Genomic DNA, 23,455 nt, shown 5'->3' on the forward strand with positions numbered 1-23,455 from the left:
TCGGCAGCAAGGTGGACTTTGGAAGCATGAATTTGCAGTATGCAGGAAGTGACGGAAAAGGAGTTTATTTTTTCCTTTCTCCCGGTGATATGGACAGTATGAATAATCAATTATGGAATGAACCTCCATTCAGTCGGTTGCATGTAGCTGACGATGCTTTCAACGGAGCTGTCTTCTATTATGAGTTCATCTGACACACAGAAAAAAGGTCATGCAAACTGACTTGAAAACATGTTGAATCTGCTCTTGGGAGCTGAAAATTGTAAAGCCAACCAATTCAATGCTGTAGGTATGAATTGGTTGGCTTTACTTATGCTATGATGCTTGTCTCAGCTTATTTCTTGCCAAACTTCGGATCTATTTTCAGTAAAGCCGTGACACCGAAAGTGACCAGTGTGCATCCCATGATCCAGATGAAGAACAACTGATAGCCCAGACTCTCCTGAAGCCAGCCTGCAATCATGCCCGGGAGCATCATGCCCAAAGCCATAAAGGCAGTACAGATGGCATAATGAGCCGTTTGTTGTGTACCTCGGGAGAAATAAATCAGGTACAGCATGTAGGCCGTAAAACCGAAGCCATAGCCGAATTGTTCCGTAAAAATACAGGCGTTGATGGTCAGCAGTCCCGGTGAGTCGGCATAGCTGAGATAGACATAGACTATATCCGGAAGGGAGATGGCCCATACCATAGGCCAGAGCCACCGTCTGAGCCCGTGACGGGCAACTGCAACACCCCCCAGAATTCCTCCTAAAGTGAGTCCGATGGTACCGATTGTTCCCTGGGCAAATCCCAGCTGTTCGGTTGTCATTCCCAGTCCTCCTACTTCCGGAGTATCAATAAGGAAAGGAATACTCATTTTGGCGAGCTGGGCTTCGGGAAGCCGGTATAGCAGCATGAACAGAAGAGCGATGCCGGCCTGTTCTTTCTGGAAGAATGAACGGAACGTGTTCAGAAAAGCCTGAAACAGGCCGGAAGCTGAAGTCTGGCCTGCTGAAATAGCCTGTTCGGGACGGGGAAGACAAAATACGTGATAAACCCAGAGGCCCAGAAAAAGTCCGCTCAGTACAAAGAAAGTCAGGCTCCAGGCATAAGTAATCCCCAGGGAAGTCTTTTCCAGATAACCGGCCAGCATAATCAGTAATCCCTGTCCGGCAATCGTTGCAATACGGTAGCAGGTGCTTCGGATACCTACATAGAGCGCCTGCTGGTGTGAAGTAAGAGCCAGCATGTAGAATCCGTCGGCAGCGATGTCATGGGTTGCAGAACCAAAAGCAGTCAGCCAGAACAGAGCCAGTGTCGTCTGAAAGAAATGAGGAGCCGGAATCGTGAAGGCTATTCCGGCCAGACCGGCACCGATGAGCAGCTGCATGCTGACGATCCACCAGCGTTTCGTCTTGAGCAGGTCGACGAAAGGACTCCACAAGGGCTTAATGACCCATGGAAGATTCAGCCAGCTGGTGTACAGGGCAACTTCCGTATTGGAAATGCCCATTCGCTTGTACATGACAAGCGAAAGAACCATGACTGCGACGTAGGGAAGCCCCTCAGCAAAATAGAGAGTGGGCACCCATTTCCAGGGTGACAGGTTTTGTTTCATGGTCAGTAACGTTTTTCAATGTCTGCTTCTTTGTAATAATGTTTCAGGATTTCCCGGTAGTCGTAACCTTGTTCGCCCATGACGGCGGCTCCGATCTGGCAAAGACCAACTCCATGTCCCCATCCGGCTCCTGTCAGATGGAACCATTCGGGTACACCGTTCTGTATAGGTCCCCGGTCAACGACAAAAGCGGAACTGAACAAGTGACTTTCAGAGAGGATGCGCCGGATTTCCAGTTCCTTGCCGATAATCATTGTCTTGTGGGTTCCGACAATTTTCAGTTTACTGATGCGTCCGGACTTTCCCCGTTCAACAGGTATCAGATCGATGATCTCACCATAATCACTTCGGGTGTTCCGGTTGATCAGTCCGGCAAGTTCTTCCTGAGTGTAATGTTTTTCCCACCGATAGAAGTCTGTTGTTTCGTAGTCGTAATTGTTCAGGATCAGTGAAAGGATCTGTTTGTCGTGCGTATTGCAGAAGCTTTCCGGTTGGGAACGAATCCATTTTCCAGCTTCCTGTTCGTTGGTAAGATCCGGAAGGGGGATATTGGCCGTGCAGTCTCTGACTGCCTGAAGATACGGATAATTCTTCTCTTCCCAGCAATAGCTGAATTCCTCGGTAACTCCGCCACAGCATTTGGAAAAACGGGCATCGCATATTTCTCCTCCTTCGGTCAGTACCTCGCCGCTGGTCGTACGGACAGCTTCCGAAACATTGGGACTGGTAGCCTTGGTGATGCCTTGATACCGCTGGCAATGATCATCGGCGCATACATCGAAGATGGTGTGTTCTTCGCGGTCGTACCATCTCAGGTACTCATTCTCGGTCTTGATGAATGAGAAAAATTCATTTCCTTTTTTCTCAGGTTGCTTTCTCCGTTGTATCTGGGCGAGCAGCCAGCTGCGTGAAATGACTGCATGTGCTTTCAGAAATTCCAGTGGTGCCGTGGCATTCATTTCGGAGGAGATGACGCTTTCCAGATACACTTCGGCCGGAAGCAGATTGATAGCAGCTATTTTCCCTTCGTGCACGACGAGTTTCAGAATACCCGGGAAAACCTGTGTCTCCTGCCGTTCCCAGTGGAAACCGATGCCGATGGTTACATTCTCCAGGGAGAAAGAGCAGGATTTCTCCAGAGGAGAAAAGGTCAGTTCGTGATAAATGTTTCCATTCCAGAGAATGCCTCCTTCGTGGAATGCAACGTCTTGCCGGTCGCAAACCGTACTTCCTTTGGCGGTGAAGTGTCCGTTCAGTGTAAACTGGATGGCCAGTGCGCTGACAATGCCTACGCTTATTTCAGGTTCTTTCATATTGCTTCGGTGTGATTAAAAGGATGGGGAAAGGCTGTTTCCGGTTTCCTGATAAATTTGGCAGATATCTTTTTCGGTTATTTTCTCAAAATCTTCTTTTCTTGGTGTGACGATCAGTCCGGCCATATCGAGTGCCCCCGGGCTGACCAGCAGTTGCTGGTCTCCTGTCGCTGAGTAGCAGGCAGGACGATGCCGGTTTCTGGGAATATAGACGGTGATAAATCCCAGCCGGGCATCTTTCCAGGCAAACAGGTTGTAGCGGGGTTCATCTTCGCCGGGATGCAGGCTGAGGCTTCCGAGGTATCGTTCCACGAGGACGGTACTTGTTTCATATCCCCGGTCAGTAATGAAAGCCTGAATCGGGCAGACATACCCTGGAATTTCATAGCTGGTGCAACAGCTTCCGTCGGACAGTGTGTCCTGGTCTGTCTTCCGGGCCTTTTCCATCAGCCGGTTCCATTGCCGGATGAGAGGAATATTCTGTTGGGGAGCAGCCTGAAAGTGGAAGTGGTCGGGAGCAGATGCTCCGCAGTGTGCGCCGTTGTAGAACAGCGCGTATCCCGGATTGAAATGAGTTTCCAGCCAGGCAGTCAGTTTGCCCGGCAGCTGGCGGCCGGTTTTTCCCGCAAGGGTTTGCCATTGATGTTTCTCACTGGAGATGGTCAGATGATCCGGAAGGATCGGGTAGGGATTCAGACGCAGGATGAACGGTTCGTCAAGTTCGATACGGATTTCTTCCTGTTCTTTCGGCTTGTTGGCCGGACAGAGAAAGCAGGGCCGTGCTTCCAGCGAAGCTTTATCCAGTTTGGCATAGGCGGATACCGCTCTTGCCGGATTGAACTGTACCGTAATTTCGTTTTCTCCGATCGGGAAGGTACGGCATTGCACATGTTCCAGTGCCTCATGATTCTTGCGTGCCAGTTCCCAGATTTCCAGCTGATGACGGATGAATCCCTTCGTGAATTGCTGGCGTAACTTGATTTCCAGAGTACGCAGACTGTCCTTATAGCTGTTGTTTTGGTTGATTTTTTCGATACTCAAGGCTGCATCAGAATTTCCCTCCCAGCGGCGGCAAAGGTAGAGTACCTCATAGATGCGTCCGATGCGGTATTGACGGGAGAAAGCCAGTCCCAGTGCGTAGTCTTCTCCGTAACTGGTGTTGGGTACACGGATGTCACGCAGCAGTGGTGTATAGAAGGCCCGGGGTGCTCCCAGTCCGTTGATGCGCAGAGCATTGTTCGCTCCGTTCTCGTCCGTCCATTCCCGGTGGTCGATGATACCCGGAGGAAGTGTGTTCAGACTGAAATCAGTCATGCGGTATGTTCCGATAACCATGGCACATTGCTCTTCGTGAAACTTGTTGACAATGGTCTGCAGGGTAGCAGGACTGCTGTAAAGGTCGTCGCTGTCAAGCTGAACCGCAAAGCGTCCGCAGTTCGGATGATGCACACCCAGGTTCCAGCATCCGCCGATTCCCAGATCCGTTCGCTCGGGAATAAGATGAATGACTTGGGGATGGGAAGCATAGCGCTGGATGATTTCAGTGGTTCCGTCGTCAGAATGATTGTCGATGACAATCAGATTGAACGGAAAATCTGTCTGCTGTTCCAGTACGGAACGGATGGCATCTTCGATGGTCCGTACCCGGTTGCGTACAGGGATGATGACAGATGCTTCGTAACGGAAGTCTCCGGCCGTACAGTCTATCCGGCGTTTATCCGGAGACAGCCAGGCATGAATATCCTTGAGGTAGCAGGTGAAAGCTGCTTCGCGTTCCAGCTGGACTTGCCGGTTGCGCGGATCCACATAGTCGAACTGCTTCTCACCTGAAAGCCGGGTATCCTCTTCTGTTTCGGCATAAAGGTATTCACGGATATGGATCAGTTCTGTCTCTTTTGTCAGAGCCAGCCGCAGAGCGTAGAGTCCGGAATAGAGATAGGCAGGCTGACAGGCAATGCAGTCAGCAGCTTTTTTGAAGTGTTCGGAGCGGAACATCAGCAGGGGACCGAAGTCGAAGTCATCGCGTACGCTGCCTGTCTGATAATCGATGACGGGATGATTTGTGCGTTTGCCTGCGATCCATTGGTAGCGGTCGGCATAAGCCATACCACAGGAAGGAGCTTGCAGGTAGTCACAGAATCGTTCCAGTGCCATGTATCCAAGTTCAACTCCTTGTTCCTTGGTCAATAATAAAATATAAGGTGTCTGGGTATGGGAGGCTATCTGAAGCATAGCGTCTGTGCCGGCGGGTGATTCTACGGACAGTTGCTGACAGCGGGCATAGTTCCCCTGGAGGGTTGCCGGAGTTTTTACCAGCAGATATATCTGGTGGATGCAGGGATGATCCAGTAAGGCTGCCAGTGTTTCTTCCGGCAGAGCTCCCTTTCCGTAAGGGATGAAGCATGTGATTGTCTTTTTCATGTCTGAACGGTTTATTGGGACAAATATAACGAGAAGTCATGAATTTTTTAACTTTTGCGGTCACGAAATCGAAAATCATTTGTTTGAGCCCCGCTAGCGGTTGGATTTTCTGTGTCTGCAGGCTGCCGTGATATTGTGCGGTCATTGCGGCCGAATCGAGCGGTCGTTGAGGCTGAATCGTGCGGTCGTTGCAGTCGAATCGTACTACTCGATAAAACCGCATTGAATGCCTTTTTGCCGGAAGGCTGGCTGTTTGAGGATGAGGAAACGAAACTTCTTTCTAAAAGGTTTATTATCAGATAAATATTATTTTATTCTGTAAAACATGGGGGAAATATTTTATTTTTTGACTAACTTTGCACATTAATTATATAGATTAAGCATAGAATGGATAGTACAAAAGCTCCGTTGTTGGGCAAGACTTTAGACGAACTGACGCAGATTGTGCTGGACTTGGGAATGCCTAAGTTTACGGCCGGACAGATTGCTTCATGGCTGTATGGCCGCAAGGTTGCATCGATTGATGAGATGACAAACCTGTCGGTGAAGAACCGGGAACGGCTGAAAGAGTGTTATGAAGTAGGAGCTACGGCGCCTGTCCACGAGATGCGTTCGGTGGATGGAACCGTGAAATATCTGTTCCGCACCCCTGAAGGTGATTACGTTGAGTCAGTATACATCCCTGATGCAGACCGTGCTACCTTGTGCGTGTCTTCTCAGGTTGGCTGTAAGATGAACTGCAAATTTTGTATGACAGGAAAGCAAGGTTATACAAACAGCCTGACTGCAGCTCAGATATTGAACCAGATATATTCCATTCCTGAGCGTGATACGCTGACAAACGTGGTATTTATGGGAATGGGAGAGCCGTTTGATAACCTGGATGAAGTACTTCGTGCTTTGGAAATCCTGACTGCCAGTTATGGATATGCCTGGAGTCCGAAGCGGATTACCGTATCGTCTGTGGGACTTCGTAAAGGTTTGAGACGCTTCCTCGACGAGAGTGACTGCCATCTGGCTATCAGTCTTCATTCGCCGTTCCCTGCTCAGCGACAGGAACTGATGCCGGCGGAGAAAGCTTTTTCCATAGTAGAGATAGTGGATATTCTCCGGCAGTATGATTTCAGCAAGCAGCGTCGTCTTTCTTTTGAATATATTGTTTTCAAGGGAGTCAACGACAGTCTGATTTATGCCAAGGAACTGGTCCGCCTGTTGCGGGGGCTGGATTGCCGGATGAACCTGATCCGTTTTCATGCCATACCGAATGTGGATCTGGAGGGAGCGGATATGGAAACCATGCTGGCTTTCCGTGATTATCTGACGCAACATGGCCTGTTCGCAACAATCCGTGCTTCACGAGGAGAGGACATCTTTGCTGCCTGCGGCATGTTGTCGACAGCCAAGCAGCAGGCCAATAAACAAAATAATGAAACCGTTTAATACTCGAAGAATATGAAAAAACTGATTTTAGGTTTAAGTACAATGCTGGTGATGCTGGCTTCTACTTCTTGTGGTGATGGGAAAAGCATGGTAACTCCGATCTCCAGCGGACGTCCGTACGAGGTATTGGTCGTAGCAGACGACAAGTGCTGGATGAGCCCGGACAGTGCGCTTTTTCATGTATTGGATACCGATGTGCCCGGACTTCCCCAGTCGGAGCGCTCTTTCCGTATATCTCGTGTAAGACCTGAATACTTTGAACGGGCCATGCGTATTTTCCGCAATATCATCATTGTGGATATACAGCCCAGTGTCTATACGCAGACAAAGTTTAAATATACCCGCGATGCTTATTCTTCTCCGCAGATGATCATGACTATCCAGTCGCCGAGTCAGGAGGATTTTGCGGATTATGTATCCAAACATGGAAATGTCATCGTGGATTTCTTTACCCGTGCTGAGATGAACCGTCAGATTAAGTTACTGGAGAAAGAACACAGTTCTCTGGTTTCTGCACGCGTAGGCAGTCAGTTCGACTGTGACATCTGGATGCCGGAAGATCTGACATCGTACAAGACAGGACAGGATTTTTTGTGGGCTTCAAACAATCTGAATGACCTGAACTTCGTGATGTATTCCTATCCTTTCAGAGACAACCGTACTTTTACGAAGGAGTTTTTCATTCACAAGCGTGACTCTGTCATGGCTATCAATATTCCGGGAGCACGTGAAGGTATGTATATGGAAACGGCCGACTCTTCGTTGGTCAGCGTAAAGAATATTGCAGTACAGGGTGACTATGCATTCGAAGTACGCGGACTCTGGGAAATGAAGAATGACGCGATGGGCGGCCCGTTTGTTTCACATGTACGGGTTGACCGCGCCAATGCACGGGTAATCGTTGTGGAAGGATTTGTGTATAATCCGTCTAAGCTGAAGCGTGATCCCATGCGTAAGCTGGAAGCTGCCCTTTATACGCTGAAATTACCGCAGGAAAAAGGCAAGGGCCTGTCAGAACTGCCGGTTGACCAGTCTATATCCGAAGAGAAAGCAGTGAAAGAAGCAGAACAACAGAAATAAGAAATAATAGAGAATGGAAGAACGTAAGATAAAGGTGGGTATCACCCACGGAGATATTAATGGCATCGGCTATGAAGTCATTCTGAAAGCTTTTGCCGATCCTGTAATGCTGGAACTTTGCACGCCGGTTATTTATGGATCTCCCAAAGTGGCTGCATATCATCGTAAGGCGATGGATATTCAGACGAACTTCAGTATTGTTCCTTCGGCTGCGGAGGCACAGGACGGACGTGTGAATATTGTCAACTGCACGGCTGATGAACTGAAGGTGGAATTGACCAGACCGAGTGCTGAAGCGGGAAAAGCTGCATTGGATGCACTGGAACGTGCTCTTCAGGAATATCAGGAAGGATATTTTGACGTGCTGGTAACAGCTCCGATCAATAAACACACCATTCAGTCGGACAATTTCCATTTCCCCGGTCATACGGAATACATTGAAGAACGGGTGGGAGAAGGACAGAAAGCGCTGATGATCCTGCTGAAGAATGACTTCCGTGTAGCTCTGGTAACGGGACACGTGCCGGTTAGTGAAATTTCCAGTCAGATCACGAAAGAACTGATCATGGAAAAACTCGATATATTCCACAAATCCCTGAAGAAAGACTTTGGTATTGACAATCCCCGTATTGCTGTGTTCTCGCTCAATCCGCACGCTGGAGACGAAGGTTTGCTGGGTACGGAAGAACAGACTGTCATCATACCGGCCATGCAGGAGATGATAGCCAATGGTGTGCAATGCTTTGGTCCTTATCCGGCTGACGGCTTTATGGGCTCAGGAAACTATACTTATTTCGATGGAATCCTGGCAATGTATCATGATCAGGGACTGGCTCCTTTCAAGGCTCTTGCCATGGATGAAGGAGTGAACTTTACGGCTGGTCTTCCCATTGTACGCACTTCTCCGGCTCACGGAACCGCGTATGATATTGCCGGCAAGGGAGTTGCTTCGGAAGATTCTTTCCGGCAGGCTGTTTATGTGGCTATAGATGTCTTTCGCCGCCGTTGCATGGAAGCAGAAATTAATGCTCATCCGTTGCGCAGACAATATTACGAAAAACGGGACGACAGTGACAAACTGAAACTGGATACTGTAGAAGATTAAGAGATAAAAATGAAGTTTGCTATTATTTCAGCTGGGGAAGGATCGAGACTTGCCCAGGAAGGCGTTCAGCTGCCTAAGCCGTTAGTGCAGCTGAACGGCATGGCTATGATTGACCGTCTGATCCATATCTTTGCGAAGAATGGAGCAGAGCAGGTTGTGGTAATCATCAATAACGAGGTGGCTCAGACGAAAGAACATCTGGCTCTTCTGAAAAAGGTTTCTGAAGTGCCTCTGGAAGTTATCGTGAAGACAACTCCCAGTTCAATGCACAGTTTCTATGAGTTGAGTACTTATCTGAAGGATGACAAGTTTTGTCTGACAACGGTTGACACGATATTCCGTGAAGAAGAGTTTTCACGGTTTATTGAGACTTTCAAGGCTTCGGACAAGGATGGACTGATGGCTGTTACCGACTATATTGATGATGAAAAACCTTTGTATATATCGACTGATGAGGAGTTGAATATTACAGGATTCCACGATGCACGTACACCGGACTGCCGTTATATTTCCGGGGGAATCTATTGTCTGACGCCGAAGTCAATCGATACTTTACAGAGATGTATGGAAAATGGTATGTCACGTATGCGGAATTTTCAGCGTCAGCTGGTAGCCGACGGGTTGCATCTGGGCGCTTATCCTTTTTCAAAAATATTGGATGTAGACCATGCTAGTGACATAGAAAAAGCTGAGGCTTTTTTGATTGGTAAGGATAACTAAAGAAGTAGACAATAAGAAATGTTAGAAACAGAAGAAAGTCTTCGGGTGATCGGAGTCAGCCGCGGAAGTGAGTTCTCGCCGAACCACGTGGATAACGATGCGGCTATCTTTCGGATCACTGTCGAAGAATTGAAGAAAAAAGGCTGTGAAGTCACAGTATATCCCGAGAAAGAATTTGTAGAGAAACGTATTGCCGGGGAATTTATATTTGACATGGCTCGTGACAGAGCTACGATTGACCGTCTGAAGGAACTGGAAGATGAAGGGTCATTGGTGGTTAATTCAGCATACGGTATCGATCGGTGTGTGCGGAAGGCTATGACTGAATTGTTGATGGCCAATGGAATTCCACACCCTAAAAGCTTTATCATTCCGACCGACCGTAGCTTTGAACCGGACATTTTCCCATGCTGGATCAAGCGGGGTAATTCGCACGCCATGGTAAAGGAAGATGTTGTATTTGTGGAGTGTCGGGAGGAAGCAGAGCACGTTCTGGCAGATTTTCGCAATCGCGGAATTCCGGAAGCTGTGGTCAATGAACATCTGGTTGGAGACTTGGTGAAGTTCTATGGTGTGCAGGGCACAGACTTTTTCTATACGTTTTATCCTTCGGAACAGTCGCACAGCAAATTCGGACTGGAGGCCATCAATGGTGAAACGCGCGGTTATCCCTTTGATGTGAAAAAACTGAAAGCATACAGTGACCGGGCTTCGGAAGTGCTGGATGTTCCTGTTTATGGCGGTGACTGCGTCGTATCTTCCAGCGGAGAGATACGTATCATTGATTTCAATGACTGGCCCAGCTTTGCACGGTGCAGGGAAGAGGCAGGCAAGAAAATCGCAGAATGTATTTATAACCGGATTACAGATTCTAGAAAGAAATAACATGAGTACAGAAAAAAAAGGTATTGAAGCTTCTTTCAAGTCGATGGACACAGAGGAGTTTCTGGATATTTATTTTAACCGGCCTGTCGGATATGCCTGGGCATTGTTCTTCAAAAAACTGGGGATACACCCGAATGTCGTAACTATTTTGTCGATCATATTGGGAATGGCTGCCGGTGTCATGTTCTATTTCCCGGACATGAAACATACTCTGATCGGTATCTTCCTGCTTATGTGGGCTAACCATTATGATAGCTGCGACGGTCAGCTGGCCCGTATGACAGGGAAGAAGACTCGTTGGGGACGTATGCTCGACGGGTTTGCTGGTGACCTGTGGTTCTTTACTATTTATGTGGCTATCTGTCTGCGTCTTACCAACCAGCCCATGCCTTTCGGTATCGGTGCAAGTGAGGGCATGACGTGGGGAATTTATATTTGGTTGCTGGCACTGCTTTCAGGAACCATCTGCCACAGCAAGCAGTGTACACTGGCCGATTATTACCGGAATATTCATCTTTTCTTCCTGAAAGGAAAGACCGGAAGTGAACTGGATAACTTCAAGCAGCAGCGTGAAATCTTTCACAGTCTGCCCTGGAAGGGAAATTTCTGGTGGAAGGCATTCCTTTATTTTTATGGAAACTATACACGCCAGCAGGAGCAGATGACACCGAATTTCCAGCGTTTCTATGCGCTCGTTCAGCAGAAGTACGGGGATGATATTCCTCAAAGCTTGCGTGATGAATTCCGTGCAGCCAGTCTGCCGCTGATGAAATATACCAATATCCTGACGTTTAATACGCGTGCCATTGCGCTTTATATCAGTTTGCTGATCGGTGAGCCCTGGGTTTATTTCATGTTCGAGATTGTAGTAATGACCGCTTTGTTTGTTTACATGCGTCACCAGCATGAAGCGCTGAGTGCACGTTTCTATCAAAAGTATGCCTGATGAAGGAGAAGTTCAGAAATATATTTTGGTTCTTTGGGATCTTTGCCATTGTCGTCATGTTGTTTACTTTCGACATGGATTATCAGGAACTGTTGCAGAACTTGCGTAAGGCGGGTATCTGGTTTCCTGCCGTTATTTTACTGTGGGTATTCATTTACTTGCTGAATGCTCTTTCCTGGTATATCATTATCCGTGACGGCAAGCATGCAAAGGTTCCTTTCTGGAAAGTGTATAAGCTGACCATTTCCGGGTTTGCGTTGAACTATGCCACTCCGGTCGGTCTGATGGGGGGTGAGCCTTATCGTATCATGGAACTGACTCCTTATGTCGGAGGCAGTAAGGCTACATCGTCGGTCATTCTGTATGTCATGATGCATATATTTTCACATTTCTGCTTCTGGCTTGCTTCTGTCTTTTTGTATCTGGCAGTTGAGCCGTTGAATGCGGGAATGGCGATCGTTCTGGCTGTGGTAGGTTTCTGTTGCCTGGTTGCGATCTATTTCTTTATGAAAGGATATCGGAACGGGATGGCAGTGCGTACGTTGAAGCTGCTGGGTCATTTGCCTTTTGTGCGGAAATGGGCACGCCGTTTCCTGACAGAAAAGCGTGAGACTCTGGAGCGGGTTGACAATCAGATTGCAGAACTGCACAAGCAGCGCAAGTCAACCTTCTATGCATCATTGGGACTGGAGTTCTCGGCCCGTATTGTAGGATGTCTGGAGGTCTGGTTCATTCTGAATATTCTGACTTCGGATGTCAGCTTTCTGGCTTGTATCCTGATCATGGCTTTTACTTCCCTGTTTGCCAATCTTTTCTTCTTTTCTCCGATGCAGTTGGGGGCCCGTGAAGGAGGTTTTGCTCTGGCTACAGGAGGACTGGCTATTCCGAGTGCCTTCGGAATTTATACAGGACTGATTACCCGTGTGCGGGAATTAATTTGGATTGTAATAGGCGTGTTGCTGATGAAAGTAGGCAACGGCGTAAATAAAGATAAAGAGCATGAATAAATTGACAGATATTAAAGGAATCATCTTTGATTATGGTGGTACCATTGATACAAACAGCCGTCATTGGGCGGAAGTGTTGTGGGAAAAGTATGCAACGTATGAAGTACCGGTGAGTAAGGCTGATTTTCGTGATGCCTATGTTCATGGTGAACGCACACTGGCTCGTGTGCCGCTTGTAAAACCGGAACACAACTTCCATGATGTGCTTCGTATCAAGACGGATATTCAGATAAGCTGGCTGATAGAACAGGGAAAGCTGGATGCACAGAAAGCATCTGAACAGGGTTATGCATCAAAGATTGCAGACAGCTGTTATGAATATGTACTGAATGTATTGAAGCGTACACGTCCGGTAGTGCAGAAGTTATCGGAACATTACAAGCTGGTGCTGGTTTCCAATTTTTATGGAAATATTCAGACGATTCTGAAAGATTTTGAACTGTTTGATTTCTTTTCAGACATTGTGGAATCTTCTGTTGTTGGAGTGCGCAAGCCGGATCCGGCGATATACCGGCTGGGAGTGGAAGCTATGGGACTTCCTGCCGGTGAAGTTCTCGTGGTTGGTGATTCCTTTTCAAAGGATGTTGTTCCGGCCAAGGCGGTAGGCTGCAAGGTTGCCTGGTTAAGTGGAGAAGGATGGGGAAATGAAGAGATTGACGAATCGCTTCCCGATGTTATTATTACTGATCTTCCAGACCTGCTGCAATTTATAAATCTGTAAAAGATGTCATTGCTATAATGACTGGAAATAATCAAAAAGATCAGAATATGACGAAGAAATCTGTTGCACTGGTTGCAAGTCAGTATCGGGTACCTTTTGTGCTTTTGACCTCATTGTTTTTCCTTTGGGGATTTGCTCATGCTATTTTGGATGTGCTTAACAAGCATTTTCAGGAGTTGCTGGCGATTACGCGTGCGCACTCTGCACTGATTCAGGCAACCATGTATATGGGATATTTTGTAATGGCTATCCCGGCAGGAATGTTTATCACCCGTTGGGGATATCGCCGGGGAGTGGTCTTTGGCTTGCTGCTGTATGGAATTGGATCTCTGTTGTTCATTCCGGGGCAGTACATGATGTCGTTCAATATGTTCCTCTTCTCTCTGTTTGTCATCGGCTGCGGACTGGTGTTTCTGGAAACTGCAGCGAATCCCTATGCAACAGAGCTCGGAGCCCGGGAAACTGCTGCCAGCCGTTTAAACTTTGCCCAGTCTTTCAATGGCCTGGGATGTATTTTTGCGCCGTTGCTGGCCGGGCTGCTGTTGTTTTCTGAAGAAGATCAGGCTGCTTCCGGCAATGTTGCCTTACCATATACCTGTATGGGAGTGGTTGTGCTGTTGGTGGCATTGGTCTTTTCACGTGTCCGCCTGCCGGAAATTAAGCATGAAGTGGAACTGGATGATCAGGGGCACCGGGTAGGACTGTGGTCTCACCGGCTTTTCATCTTCGGACTTGCGGCTCTTTTTGCGTATGAAATCAGTGAAATTTCCATCAACAGCTTTTTTATCAATTATGTGGTAGAGCAGGGATGGATGACTGCCCGTCAGGCTTCTCTAGTTCTTTCGTTTGGAGGACTTAGTCTCTTTATGGCCGGACGTTTTGTCGGAAGCTGGATCATGAGTCGGGTACGTGCAGAAAAGATGCTGTTCTGGTGTGCAGTCGGAACTGTTTCAATGACATTGCTGGTCATTGCAGATTTAGGCATGGTATCATTGATTGCTTTACTGTGCTGCTATGCATTTGAAGCTATTATGTTTCCCACTGTTTTTGCCCTGGCTTTGCGGGGATTGGGAAGTCACACCAAACGGGCCTCTTCTTTCTTGATGATGTCTCCGGTGGGAGGAGCAGTCGGACCTCTGTTGATGGGATATGTGGCTGATACTTTCTCGATGTCTTTATCGTTTATTGTTCCGCTGCTGGGATATGTTGTCGTATTAGGTTACGCTCGGGCTGTCCTGAAGAAAAGATAAAAAGAGATTGTCTCAAAACAGAATTGTGAAATAAGAATCTCCTGCTATAGCCCTTATTTTTCTGAATTATATGGCTTAAAGCAGGAGATTCTTATTTTTTTTTATGGACAGTTGAGTAAGTCTGTCCGATTTTTCTGTCTGGAGACAGTTTCTTGTTGTTTTTAGATAACGGTTGCGTGAAGGTCGCTGTTTCGGATAATATCCCATACCTGCTCTTCCGTACCGGAGAAAGGACCGGACTTTTCCAGTTTGATGGTAGATAATGCAGCTGCGAAACATCCGGCTTCCTCATAAGAAGCCCCTTTATTGCGCATGTACAGATATCCCATGGAATAGGTATCTCCACAGCCCGTAGCATCAACTACGTTCTTGGCCGGATAAGCGGGAATCTTGTAGAATGTGCCTTCGGCATAAATGATGGAGCCTAAGCTTCCTAATGTAAGCAGTACCTCTTTTACGCCCCATTCAGCCAATTGTAAGGCAGCCTGCTTGAAGTCCTTGAATCCAGTCAGCACTTCTGCTTCGTGTTCATTGACCTTGAGGATATCAATGTATTTCAAAGCTTCTCTTTTGTCTTTCCAGTCAGTGGGGTAGACCTGTTCACCTCTGACTTCCCGCAGATAGCCCTGTGCATCGACAGCAAGCTTTCCTTTGCCCGACAATAACTTGACAACATCAAGGGAAAAATCATCAGACAGCAGACTTCCCAGGTGAAAGAACTTGGCTTCTTCGTCTTTCAGTTCTTCAACGGTGAACGGATCAGCCTTGGCAAGCACACGCTGTTTCCGGTCGTCCTGATTCTCTCCGTAAATATTTTCAAAATAAACGGTCTTTCTACTAGGCAGGACTTCTACCTGAATGCCTTTGGCCCGTAAATCCTCGACGGCTTTGTATTCACTCGGTGCCAAGGCGGTGATCAACTTGTAATTTCGAGTATCTTTTAAATGCCGGATGCCATGGGAGAAATAATAAGAAGTACCACCAGGCATGTACGTAGTCTGTTTGGGCGTTATAATTTTATCCAAAGTTATATGCCCAATGCAACAAATATCATTCATGTTTTTGTGATTTCTCTAAAACTGGGCGCAAAGATACGTATAATTTTGCAGGTTGTCAGTCAGGGGACAGATCCAGTCAGTCCTTTTTTAGTTTATATAAACATTATTTAAGAAAGGGCGGTTTATCCCATAGGAATGGTATAAAAGGCATGGTAAAAAGAAGTATTGCTTATGTAATAAGGTGGAATCCTCTATACTGATTGTCGCTGGGCTGGTTTTAAAATGTTCTATTTGTCTGATTTATTGGCAGGATTATCTTAAACAATTGATAAATATCAAGAAAAAGGCTACTTTTTCAGAAACAAAGACGTATCTTTGAAGCAATTTGTTTCTGGTATTCCATAGTGGAATACTTTTGTTGAAATTAAAAGATTAAGAAATGGAAAAAAGCAATGTAAAACCCGCAGATGGAAAGCTGGGTGTATTGTGTGTTGGATTAGGCGCTGTTGCAACGACCTTTATAACCGGTGTTTTAATGGTCCGCAAAGGGTTGGCGAAACCGGTAGGTTCTATGACGCAGTATGATAAAATCCGTGTAGGTCGTGGAGAATCTAAGAAATACCTTCATTATGGCGAGATCGTGCCGATGGCTCAATTGAGCGATATCGTTTTCGGTGCATGGGATGTATATCCTGCCAATGCCTATGAATCAGCCATCAATTGTGAAGTGTTGAAGGAAAAGGATATCAATCCGGTGAAAGATGAACTGGAAAAGATTGTCCCGATGAAGGCTGCTTTTGATCATAATTATGCTAAACGTCTGGACGGAAACAATGTGAAGGATTGTGCAACCCGTTGGGATATGGTAGAGCAGTTGCGTCAGGATATCCGTGATTTTAAAGCTGCAAACGGATGTAGCCGTATTGTTGTTTTGTGGGCTGCTTCTACGGAAATCTACGTTCCTGTATGTGAAGAAGTTCATGGAACTCTGGCTGCTTTGGAACAGGCTATGAAGAACGATGACCGCGAACATGTAGCTCCGTCTATGTGTTATGCTTACGCTGCACTGGCAGAAGGTGCGCCGTTTATTATGGGTGCTCCGAATACAACCGTTGATATTCCTGCTATGTGGGAAATGGCTGAAAAGACAAAGATGCCTATTGCAGGAAAAGACTTCAAGACCGGACAGACTCTGGTTAAATCAGGTTTTGCACCGATCATCGGAACTCGTTGTCTGGGTCTTTCCGGATGGTTCTCAACCAACATTCTGGGTAACCGTGACGGACTCGTATTGGACGAACCGGCAAACTTCCACACGAAGGAAGTCAGCAAGCTGTCTACTTTAGAGTCAATCCTGGTTCCGGAAAACCAGCCTGATCTGTATACAGACTATTATCATAAAGTACGTATCAACTATTATCCTCCCCGCAATGACAATAAGGAAGGTTGGGACAATATTGATATTTTCGGTTGGATGGGATATCCTATGCAGATCAAGATCAATTTCTTGTGCCGTGATTCTATCCTTGCAGCTCCTCTTTGCCTGGATTTGGTATTGTTGAGTGACCTGGCTGCCCGTGCCGGACGTTATGGTATCCAGCGTTTCCTGAGCTTCTTCCTGAAGAGCCCGATGCATGATTATACCGCAGACGAAGTTCCGGTAAATCATTTGTTCCAGCAGTATGTAATGCTGAAGAACGCACTTCGTGAAATGGGTGGTTATGAAGCTGACGAGGAAATCGATTAAACCATTGTTTCATTGCGCAAGATTACTTTTTTAATCGGTCAATAATGTTTTTATATCGATAAAAAACACCTTTTGATTCAAGGCGGATGTCAATAAATCCTTTGCAGATGTTTGTTTTCTGCGGGAATATTGACATCCGCTTTTTATTTGTAAATAGGGCTTAAGGTTTCTGTGAAACATCTGTTTTTGTTCCTTTTAGTTTCCTATTATTCATAAAAAAAGGTAAGAATGTTGTTTTTTTGAACCTTGTATTTGCTAGGTTTGTTCATGCTATGTAACTTTGTCTACATTTCAGTTTTTAATAGACTAGACCAGTTCGATTTTGTATATGGTAAAAAGATTATTCTTGATTTTGATGATATGTCTGGGAGTCGGACAACTTTCGGCACAGATTCGAGGAGTCGTGACTGATGCGGAAACAGGAGACCCTATTCCTTATTTGAATATTTATTATGAGGGAAAAGGTGTAGGAGCCGTAACCAATCTGGATGGTGAGTATTCTATCTCTTATCATGAGGGATGGAATGAACTGACGTTTTCCATGGTGGGCTATAGTACGCAGGTGCTGAAGGTATCTTCGAAAACCCGTACGCTGAACGTAAAGATGAAGGCCGATCTGGTGCTGGACGAAGTGGTGGTAAAGCCCAAGAAAGAGAAATATTCCCGAAAGAACAATCCGGCCGTTATTATGATGGAGAAGGTTATCAATGCCAAGAAAGCGAATGATCTGAGTGTGAACGATTACTATCACTACAACAAGTATCAGAAAATTACGTTTTCGCTGAATGACATCACAACCGACTCGCTGAGAGAATCAAATCTGTTTAAGAAATATCCGTTCTTCCGTGACCAGGTAGAGGTGTGTGAAGTAACGGGAAAGAACATTCTTCCCATATCTGTGGACGAAACGGTTTCGGAGAAGCTGTACCGGAAAAATCCCCATGATGAGAAAACGATCATCAAAGGGTTGAACTCTTCGGGGGTAAACGAACTTTTCAATACCGGTGACATGCTGACTACCGTACTGAAGGATGTGTTCCAGGATATCAATATCTATCAGGACCGCTTCCGTTTCCTGCAGTATCCTTTTGACAGCCCTGTATCGAAGGCTGGTATCGGTTTCTATAAGTATTATATTATGGATACGGTCTATGTGGATCGTGACCAGTGCTTCCATCTGTCTTTCGTGCCGAACAATTCGCAGGACTTTGGTTTCACCGGACACCTTTATATCCTTGCCGATTCTACATTCCGCGTGAAGAAATGTGTGATGAATCTTCCCAAGAAGAGTGATATCAACTTCGTGGACCACATGATCATTGAGCAGAAGTTTGGAGAACTTCCTTCCGGTGAATGGGTACTGGAAGAAGATGATATGCTTTGCGAATTGTCTTATCTGAAAAAGCTGCTGGGCTCTTTCCAGGTAAGAAGAACAACCCGTTATTCGGATTTCGGTTTCGAAGAAATACCGGCAAGGATCTTTAAGAAAAAGGGCGATGAGATCAAAGATATCAATGCCATGATGCGAGATGATTCGTTCTGGAAAGAATATCGTCCTACCGAACTTACGAAATCGGAAGGAAAGATGGATTCTTTCGTGGAGAATCTGAGCAAGATCAAAGGATTCAAGTATATCATTTTTGTAGCCAAAGCGTTTATTGAGAACTTTGTGGAAACAGGAGTGAAGGGGCGTCCCAGCAAGGTAGATATCGGTCCGATCAACACCATGATCTCAAGTAACTACATTGACGGTCTGCGTTTGAGAGCTTCTGCCCAGACAACGGCCAACCTCCATCCGCATCTTTTCTTCCGCGGATATTATGCTTATGGTTTCAAGGATGAGAAGTCGAAATACAAGGGTGAAGTGGAATATTCCTTCAACAAGAAAGAATACCTGCCCCGTGAATATCCGATCAATTCATTGACTGCGTCTTATTCATACGACAACATGTTGCCTTCGGACAAGTTCATGGGAACAGACAAGGATAACGTGTTCACTTCGTTCAAGGTGACTTCTGTAGACCAGTATAACTATGAACGTACGGCCAGCCTGAAATATGAACTGGAACGTGAAACGGGACTCAAGACTACGGTGATGCTGAAATATGCAAACTATGAACCTTGCGGCGAGCTGTTCTACCGGACGATGGCCGGTGAAAACAGTCTGCAGCAGGCCCTGGCTTCCGGTGAACTGACAGGGAACCGTTGGGTACAGTCTCCTTATAATGTTCATGACTTTTCCGTAGCAGAGGCAACCGTTGCGCTTCGTTATGCTCCGGGAGAGACGTTCATCAATACCAAGCAGCGCCGTCTGCCTGTGAATCTTGATGCGCCGGTATTCACTCTTCAGCATACAGTTGGTTTCAAAGGTATATTGGGAGCTGACTATGCGTTTAATCTGAGTGAGGTAAGTCTCTACAAACGTTTCTGGCTCAGTTCGTGGGGAAATGTGGATGCCTGTCTGAAAGGCGGTATCCAGTGGAATAAGGTTCCGTTCCCCTTGCTGATCATGCCGGCAGCCAACCTGTCGTATATTATTCAGGATCAGACCTTCAACTTGATCAATAACATGGAGTTCCTGAACGACCGTTATGCATCGCTTGATTTGTCATGGAACATGCAGGGAAAACTGTTCAACCGTATTCCTTTGCTGAAGAAACTGAAATGGCGTGAGTTTATCGGTGTGAAATGTCTGTGGGGAACACTGACGGACAAGAACAATCCGTTGCTTCCGCAGAATGCCAACGATCCTACGCTGATGATGTTCCCCGGTCATTATGATGCTGAGGGGGTATATCATTCATCCAGTTACGTGATGGATCCCAAGAAGCCTTATGTAGAGATCAGTGCCGGTATTCATAACATTTTCAAGCTGCTTCATGTGGAGTATGTCCGTCGCTTGAATTATAACGAGCTTCCGACAGCCAGCAAGTGGGGTATCCGCTTTATGATTCGTACGGTGTTCTAAGTGTTTTTCCTGCCAAAATTGCGGGTACAAAAGAAAGTTTTTGTACTTTTGTCATGTAACAAGGAGAGAGATTTATGGTAAAGCCAGAAATACAAAGTGTGAAGCTCCGGTTTGGCATTATCGGTAACACCGAAGAATTGAACCGGGCCATTGATGTAGCCATGCAGGTGGCACCGACGGATTTGTCCGTACTTGTCACGGGGGAAAGTGGTGTCGGTAAGGAAAGTTTTCCTCAGATTATTCATCAGTTCAGTCGTCGCAAACACGGACCGTACATTGCCGTTAACTGTGGTGCCATTCCGGAAGGAACCATTGATTCCGAGTTGTTCGGCCATGAAAAGGGAGCTTTTACCGGAGCCATCAGCGACCGCAATGGTTATTTTGCCGAAGCCAATGGCGGAACGATCTTTCTGGATGAAGTAGGAGAGCTGCCTTTGTCTACACAGGCCCGTCTGTTGCGTGTGCTTGAAACGGGTGAGTATATTAAGGTGGGCTCGTCCAAGGTACAGAAGACCGATGTGCGTATTGTGGCGGCAACCAATGTTGATTTTTCTGAAGCCATTGCCGAGGGCCGTTTTCGGGAAGACTTGTATTATCGTCTGAATACGGTTCCTATTAAGGTTCCCCCTCTCCGGGAACGTCAGAACGATATTCCGTTGCTGTTCCGTAAGTTTGCTGCTGATTTCGCAGAGAAGTACCACATGCCGGCCATCCAGTTGAACGACGCAGCCCGTCAGTTGCTTGTCGCTTATGCCTGGCCGGGAAACATTCGTCAGCTAAAGAACATCACGGAACAGATTTCCATCATTGAAACCAATCGGGACATTACTCCGGAAATCCTCCGCAATTATCTGCCGGCCCAGCAGTCGTCGCGTTTGCCCGCCCTTCTGGGAGTAAAGCCTGCGGGCAACGGAAAGAGTTTCGAAAGCGAGCGGGAAATCCTTTATCAGGTATTGTTTGATATGCGGCGTGACGTGACAGAACTGAAAAAGCTGGTACACGATATTATGGCCGAGCGGGGAGGAACTTCCGTGGTTGCCTCACATGAACCGGTACATTATATACAGGAAGCTCCTGTCAAGCTGGTACATGATGCTCCTGTTGTCATGACCTCTGTGCCGTCTGTTACTCCTTTGTCCGAACCGGTCGTAAAACCTGCCGAGGCACAGGAAGTGCAGGATACTGAAGAATATGTGGAAGAAAATCTTTCTCTGGACGATGTGGAGAAGGAAATGATCCGCAAGGCGCTGGAGCGTCATCATGGCAAGCGCAAGAACGCGGCAAATGATCTGAAGATTTCCGAACGTACCCTTTACCGTAAAATAAAAGAATATGGACTTGATTAAAAAATACCGTAAAAGAGTGTGGCTGCTTGCTTCTGTGATGATGGTAGCACTGACCGCCTGCACTATATCCTATAAATTTAATGGTTCTTCCATTAACTACGAGAAGACGAAGACAATTTCTTTCGAGAATTTCCCCAACCGTTCGGCTGCTTTTGTCTGGGGACCGATGGAGTCTATGTTTAATACCGCCTTGCAGGATATTTTCATGCAGCAGACCCGTCTGAAGCAGGTCCGTCAGGGTGGTGACCTGGAATTGTCGGGAGAGATTACGAACTATGATGCCATCAACAAAGGTATCGGTTCGGACGGTTATTCTACGATGGCAGAACTTCGGATGACGGTAAACGTAAGATTTGTCAATAATGCAAACCATGCCGAGGACTTTGATAATCGTCAGTTCTCAGCCAGCCGTGAATATGATGCCAGCCAGCAGCTTTCTGCCGTGCAGGAAGAACTGGTCAATCAGATGATCGACGAGATTGTTGAGCAGATATTCAATGCGACCGTAGCAAACTGGTAAGCCATGACAGAACAGCATTTGCAAGAATGGATCAAGCATCCGGAACTTCTGAATGAGGAGAGTCTGCAGGAACTGAAAGAGCTTGTGGGACGCTATCCCTATTTTCAGACGGCCCGGGTTCTTTACCTGAAGAATCTGTTTGTTCTGAAGGATCCTTCCTTTCAGGAAGAACTTCGCCGGAGTGCAATTTATATAGCCGATCTCAGCCTGTTGTTCTATTTCATCGAAGGCGAACGTTTTACCATTCGCAAGCATGCCCCGCAGGAAAAGCGGAGCGGGCAAGGAGAAAGCGACCGGACTCTGGATCTGATAGACCGTTTCCTGGCAGAATTGCCGGAAGAGCCTGCACAGGAACTGCCTCTTCCTGCTGAGGTGAGTGTGGATTATACTTCTATTCTGCTGGACCGGATGACTGAGGGGGATGAGGAAGTGGCTGCCGTTCCTTTGAAAGGACAGCATTTGATTGACCGTTTCATTGCCAAGGAAGCAGAAGCGGAAGCACATCCCGTGGATGAAGAACTTCCGGAACAGCCGGATGAGTTGCCGGCAGAACCGCTTGCAGGGCAGGAGGAAACTGAAGAGCCGGCAGAAGAACCGGAAACTGTAGCTGCGTCTGTGTCAGAACCAGCCGGAGAAGGAATGGGAGAGGAAGAAAATCCGGAAGAAGATCCCGAGGAAAGTTACTTTACGGAAACTTTGGCCAAAATTTACGTGAAACAGCAACGTTACGACAAGGCACTGGAAATTATTCGGAAATTAAATTTGAAATATCCCAAAAAAAATGCTTACTTTGCAGACCAAATCAGATTTTTGGAGAAATTGATTATTAACGCTAAATCAAAATAAAAGAAGATGTATTTATTATTTGTTGTATTAATGGTGCTTGCCGCTATCCTGATGTGTTTTGTAGTATTGGTACAGAATTCTAAGGGTGGAGGTCTTTCTTCCAGTTTCGCGTCTTCCAACCAGATCATGGGTGTACGTAAAACTACTGACTTTATTGAAAAACTTACGTGGGGACTGGCCATTTTCATGGTTGTGATCAGTATTGCTACTTCATACGTGATTCCTACGACTACAGAAGGTTCTTCTGTAATCATGGATCAGGCTGTGAAGGAACAGAAAACGAACCCGCTGAATGCTCCGGCCGGATTCGCTGCTCCTCAGACTGACGCTGAAGCTCCGGCTGCTGCTCCTGCAGCAAACGATTCAGCTGCCAACTAATGGGAGAATCCCGAACATATTAACAAGGTGCTTGATGCACGCGCAGGCGCGGACTTCTCCGGATGGTATTAGCTTTCCGGAGGGGTCTGCGTCCTTCGTTTGTATTGTGCGGTAATTCCTCAGCATTGTGCACTCGTTTCTTTTTAGTTTTCAAAAGGACTTTC

20 protein-coding genes are annotated in these 23,455 nt (G+C 46.6%); 16 read left to right on the forward strand and 4 right to left on the reverse strand.

Annotated features, from left to right (window positions below; all coding sequences use genetic code 11):
• The coding region (locus tag BACCOPRO_RS17760) for a hypothetical protein (RefSeq protein ID WP_008140379.1) at positions 1-194 on the forward strand (194 nt) is incomplete at its 5' end.
• A 140-nt stretch (positions 195-334) separates the two neighbouring features.
• On the opposite strand, the gene BACCOPRO_RS01905 is transcribed toward BACCOPRO_RS17760, so the two are convergent.
• From BACCOPRO_RS01905 to BACCOPRO_RS18440, 3 genes are read right to left on the reverse strand one after another with little or no spacing between them, the layout of a single operon-like run.
• Positions 335-1,600 (reverse strand): MFS transporter, encoded by a 1,266-nt coding sequence (locus BACCOPRO_RS01905; protein WP_008140381.1) that lies wholly within the window; start codon positions 1,598-1,600, stop codon positions 335-337.
• 2 nt (positions 1,601-1,602) lie between these two features.
• Positions 1,603-2,913, reverse strand: a complete 1,311-nt coding sequence (locus BACCOPRO_RS18435) for a SpoIID/LytB domain-containing protein (protein WP_008140383.1) — start codon at positions 2,911-2,913, stop codon at positions 1,603-1,605.
• Between the two features lie 15 nt (positions 2,914-2,928).
• A complete protein-coding gene (locus BACCOPRO_RS18440; protein ID WP_008140384.1) occupies positions 2,929-5,334 on the reverse strand; it encodes a DUF4922 domain-containing protein in 2,406 nt (801 codons plus the stop codon).
• 387 nt (positions 5,335-5,721) lie between these two features.
• Between BACCOPRO_RS18440 and rlmN the strand changes: the two genes are divergently transcribed.
• From rlmN to BACCOPRO_RS01960, 9 genes are read left to right on the forward strand one after another with little or no spacing between them, the layout of a single operon-like run.
• Positions 5,722-6,774: a dual-specificity RNA methyltransferase RlmN gene (rlmN, locus tag BACCOPRO_RS01920; RefSeq protein WP_008140389.1), complete on the forward strand. Its 1,053-nt coding sequence runs from the start codon at positions 5,722-5,724 to the stop codon at positions 6,772-6,774.
• Between the two features lie 12 nt (positions 6,775-6,786).
• A complete protein-coding gene (locus BACCOPRO_RS01925; RefSeq protein ID WP_008140390.1) occupies positions 6,787-7,854 on the forward strand; it encodes a DUF4837 family protein in 1,068 nt (355 codons plus the stop codon).
• 13 nt (positions 7,855-7,867) lie between these two features.
• A complete protein-coding gene (gene pdxA / locus BACCOPRO_RS01930) occupies positions 7,868-8,959 on the forward strand; it encodes a 4-hydroxythreonine-4-phosphate dehydrogenase PdxA (RefSeq protein WP_008140392.1) in 1,092 nt (363 codons plus the stop codon).
• A gap of 9 nt (positions 8,960-8,968) precedes the next feature.
• The gene (locus BACCOPRO_RS01935; RefSeq protein WP_008140394.1) at positions 8,969-9,679 is read left to right on the forward strand and encodes a nucleotidyltransferase family protein; all 711 of its coding nucleotides are present in this window, start codon (positions 8,969-8,971) and stop codon (positions 9,677-9,679) included.
• An 18-nt stretch (positions 9,680-9,697) separates the two neighbouring features.
• The gene (locus BACCOPRO_RS01940) at positions 9,698-10,564 is read left to right on the forward strand and encodes an ATP-grasp domain-containing protein (RefSeq protein WP_008140396.1); all 867 of its coding nucleotides are present in this window, start codon (positions 9,698-9,700) and stop codon (positions 10,562-10,564) included.
• A 1-nt stretch (position 10,565) separates the two neighbouring features.
• Positions 10,566-11,510 carry a CDP-alcohol phosphatidyltransferase family protein gene (locus BACCOPRO_RS01945; protein WP_008140398.1) on the forward strand — a complete coding sequence of 315 codons (945 nt, stop codon included), beginning with the start codon at positions 10,566-10,568 and terminating at the stop codon, positions 11,508-11,510.
• Positions 11,510-12,517, forward strand: a complete 1,008-nt coding sequence (locus tag BACCOPRO_RS01950; protein ID WP_008140400.1) for a lysylphosphatidylglycerol synthase transmembrane domain-containing protein — start codon at positions 11,510-11,512, stop codon at positions 12,515-12,517. The genes BACCOPRO_RS01945 and BACCOPRO_RS01950 overlap by 1 nt, the downstream gene beginning before the upstream one ends.
• On the forward strand, positions 12,510-13,238 hold the full coding sequence (locus tag BACCOPRO_RS01955; protein WP_008140402.1) for an HAD family hydrolase: 729 nt from the start codon (positions 12,510-12,512) through the stop codon (positions 13,236-13,238). The genes BACCOPRO_RS01950 and BACCOPRO_RS01955 overlap by 8 nt, the downstream gene beginning before the upstream one ends.
• A gap of 47 nt (positions 13,239-13,285) precedes the next feature.
• Positions 13,286-14,488, forward strand: a complete 1,203-nt coding sequence (locus BACCOPRO_RS01960) for a sugar MFS transporter (protein ID WP_040311101.1) — start codon at positions 13,286-13,288, stop codon at positions 14,486-14,488.
• Between the two features lie 161 nt (positions 14,489-14,649).
• Here BACCOPRO_RS01960 and BACCOPRO_RS01965 read toward each other — a convergent pair whose 3' ends face one another.
• Positions 14,650-15,546 (reverse strand): PfkB family carbohydrate kinase, encoded by an 897-nt coding sequence (locus BACCOPRO_RS01965; protein WP_008140406.1) that lies wholly within the window; start codon positions 15,544-15,546, stop codon positions 14,650-14,652.
• A gap of 379 nt (positions 15,547-15,925) precedes the next feature.
• On the opposite strand from BACCOPRO_RS01965, the gene BACCOPRO_RS01970 reads away from it, so the two are divergent.
• The 6 genes from BACCOPRO_RS01970 (at position 15,926) to secG (ending at position 23,291) form a co-directional block, all read left to right on the forward strand.
• Positions 15,926-17,233: an inositol-3-phosphate synthase gene (locus BACCOPRO_RS01970; protein WP_008140410.1), complete on the forward strand. Its 1,308-nt coding sequence runs from the start codon at positions 15,926-15,928 to the stop codon at positions 17,231-17,233.
• 328 nt (positions 17,234-17,561) lie between these two features.
• On the forward strand, positions 17,562-20,201 hold the full coding sequence (locus BACCOPRO_RS01975; protein ID WP_008140412.1) for a DUF5686 and carboxypeptidase-like regulatory domain-containing protein: 2,640 nt from the start codon (positions 17,562-17,564) through the stop codon (positions 20,199-20,201).
• A 74-nt stretch (positions 20,202-20,275) separates the two neighbouring features.
• Positions 20,276-21,547, forward strand: coding sequence for a sigma-54 interaction domain-containing protein (locus BACCOPRO_RS01980; RefSeq protein WP_008140414.1), 1,272 nt, complete (start codon positions 20,276-20,278; stop codon positions 21,545-21,547).
• Between the two features lie 37 nt (positions 21,548-21,584).
• Complete coding sequence (locus tag BACCOPRO_RS01985; RefSeq protein WP_370847778.1) at positions 21,585-22,067, forward strand: LptE family protein; 483 nt, start codon at positions 21,585-21,587, stop codon at positions 22,065-22,067.
• Between the two features lie 3 nt (positions 22,068-22,070).
• On the forward strand, positions 22,071-22,913 hold the full coding sequence (locus BACCOPRO_RS01990; protein WP_008140418.1) for a DUF8458 domain-containing protein: 843 nt from the start codon (positions 22,071-22,073) through the stop codon (positions 22,911-22,913).
• Between the two features lie 6 nt (positions 22,914-22,919).
• Entirely contained in the window at positions 22,920-23,291 is a 372-nt protein-coding gene (gene secG, locus BACCOPRO_RS01995) for a preprotein translocase subunit SecG (RefSeq protein WP_008140421.1), read from the forward strand.
• Positions 23,292-23,455 lie beyond the last annotated feature (164 nt).

This window comes from Phocaeicola coprophilus DSM 18228 = JCM 13818 (genome assembly GCF_000157915.1).
In the GTDB taxonomy this organism is placed as follows: domain Bacteria; phylum Bacteroidota; class Bacteroidia; order Bacteroidales; family Bacteroidaceae; genus Phocaeicola; species Phocaeicola coprophilus.

Coding starts and splice junctions, on each gene's coding strand:
- BACCOPRO_RS01905 (WP_008140381.1), bottom strand. CDS start 1,600: ATGAAACAAAACCTGTCACCCTGGAAATGGGTGCCCACTCTCTATTTT.
- BACCOPRO_RS18435 (WP_008140383.1), bottom strand. CDS start 2,913: ATGAAAGAACCTGAAATAAGCGTAGGCATTGTCAGCGCACTGGCCATC.
- BACCOPRO_RS18440 (WP_008140384.1), bottom strand. CDS start 5,334: ATGAAAAAGACAATCACATGCTTCATCCCTTACGGAAAGGGAGCTCTG.
- rlmN (WP_008140389.1), top strand. CDS start 5,722: ATGGATAGTACAAAAGCTCCGTTGTTGGGCAAGACTTTAGACGAACTG.
- BACCOPRO_RS01925 (WP_008140390.1), top strand. CDS start 6,787: ATGAAAAAACTGATTTTAGGTTTAAGTACAATGCTGGTGATGCTGGCT.
- pdxA (WP_008140392.1), top strand. CDS start 7,868: ATGGAAGAACGTAAGATAAAGGTGGGTATCACCCACGGAGATATTAAT.
- BACCOPRO_RS01935 (WP_008140394.1), top strand. CDS start 8,969: ATGAAGTTTGCTATTATTTCAGCTGGGGAAGGATCGAGACTTGCCCAG.
- BACCOPRO_RS01940 (WP_008140396.1), top strand. CDS start 9,698: ATGTTAGAAACAGAAGAAAGTCTTCGGGTGATCGGAGTCAGCCGCGGA.
- BACCOPRO_RS01945 (WP_008140398.1), top strand. CDS start 10,566: ATGAGTACAGAAAAAAAAGGTATTGAAGCTTCTTTCAAGTCGATGGAC.
- BACCOPRO_RS01950 (WP_008140400.1), top strand. CDS start 11,510: ATGAAGGAGAAGTTCAGAAATATATTTTGGTTCTTTGGGATCTTTGCC.
- BACCOPRO_RS01955 (WP_008140402.1), top strand. CDS start 12,510: ATGAATAAATTGACAGATATTAAAGGAATCATCTTTGATTATGGTGGT.
- BACCOPRO_RS01960 (WP_040311101.1), top strand. CDS start 13,286: ATGACGAAGAAATCTGTTGCACTGGTTGCAAGTCAGTATCGGGTACCT.
- BACCOPRO_RS01965 (WP_008140406.1), bottom strand. CDS start 15,546: ATGAATGATATTTGTTGCATTGGGCATATAACTTTGGATAAAATTATA.
- BACCOPRO_RS01970 (WP_008140410.1), top strand. CDS start 15,926: ATGGAAAAAAGCAATGTAAAACCCGCAGATGGAAAGCTGGGTGTATTG.
- BACCOPRO_RS01975 (WP_008140412.1), top strand. CDS start 17,562: ATGGTAAAAAGATTATTCTTGATTTTGATGATATGTCTGGGAGTCGGA.
- BACCOPRO_RS01980 (WP_008140414.1), top strand. CDS start 20,276: ATGGTAAAGCCAGAAATACAAAGTGTGAAGCTCCGGTTTGGCATTATC.
- BACCOPRO_RS01985 (WP_370847778.1), top strand. CDS start 21,585: ATGATGGTAGCACTGACCGCCTGCACTATATCCTATAAATTTAATGGT.
- BACCOPRO_RS01990 (WP_008140418.1), top strand. CDS start 22,071: ATGACAGAACAGCATTTGCAAGAATGGATCAAGCATCCGGAACTTCTG.
- secG (WP_008140421.1), top strand. CDS start 22,920: ATGTATTTATTATTTGTTGTATTAATGGTGCTTGCCGCTATCCTGATG.